1 protein-coding gene is annotated in these 976 nt (G+C 67.0%); it reads right to left on the reverse strand.

Features of this window, described 5'->3' with window-relative positions:
- On the reverse strand, positions 1–852 hold an 852-nt coding region (locus tag ACG2LG_RS23950; RefSeq protein WP_396263405.1), incomplete at its 3' end, for a transposase.
- Positions 853–976: the final 124 nt, after the last annotated feature.

Here is a 976-nt window from a genome sequence, read left to right on the forward strand (position 1 = left end):
GCGGTGCAGGCAGCGGTGGAGGTCGACGGCGGCGGCGAGCGTGCGCTGGAGGGTGGGTACGCGGACCGGGTCGGGCGGAAGGGCCTGGCGGGCGAGTTCGATGAGTTTGGCGGCCACCTCGTCGTGGTCGCGGATGCCGTGTCGGCAGAGCATGGAACTCAGCGACGAGGGGCGGCGGCGGGTGACTTCCGGCGCGCTGAAGCGCTCTTGCATGAGCGTGAGGGACGCCTCGGTGAACGAGCCGATGCCGGAACGCGCGGCGTCGAGGAAACCAGGGAAGAGCTGGTCGGCGATGGCATGGATGCGGTTGCGGCTGGCGGTCTGCTGGCGGACCAGGGTGCGGCGGTGGCGGGTGAGTTCGCGCAGGTGCTGATAGACGCTGTCGTCGGCGGGTTCGGTGTCGCGGGCGCGGCGCGAGATGAGGGTGTGGGCGATGCCGAGCAGGTCGATCTCGTCGGTGCTGGCGTGATGGTCGGAGCGGTTGTGTTTTGCCTCGAAGGCGTTAACACGCATGACGAGATATCCCTTTTCGCGCAACGCGGTGAGGAAGTTCGAGACGTAGGGAGGCTCGTCCTCGCCGCCGAGGAAGATCTGGCTCTTGGGGATCTTACGGCGGTCGGCGGTGGTTTCGACGGCCTCGACGAGGAAGTCGATGCCGGCGCGGTTGTTCTCGACGGGGAAGGGTTTGCGCAGGATCTCGCCGTTGCCGTCGCAGCACAGGGCGAGGTGCTTGGACTTGGCGAAGTCGAAGGCGACGCAGAGGACCTTGCGGGGGTCGCCGGCCTGCTGATAGAGGGCGTTGAGCTTCGCGCTCTGGTTGCGGTAGATGGAGGATCGGTTGGTGGCTTTCATGGCAATGTTAGAGTGCCATGAAAGCGGACTTCAGGGCAGCTCCGTTACCGCCGCCGGAGCAGTCGGCCGAGCGAGTCCCTCACGGGCTCGCCCGCCTGCTCCGGACGGGTGTTGGAATGGTACC

It is taken from the genome of Haloferula sp. A504 (genome assembly GCF_044385805.1).
GTDB lineage: Bacteria > Verrucomicrobiota > Verrucomicrobiia > Verrucomicrobiales > Akkermansiaceae > Haloferula.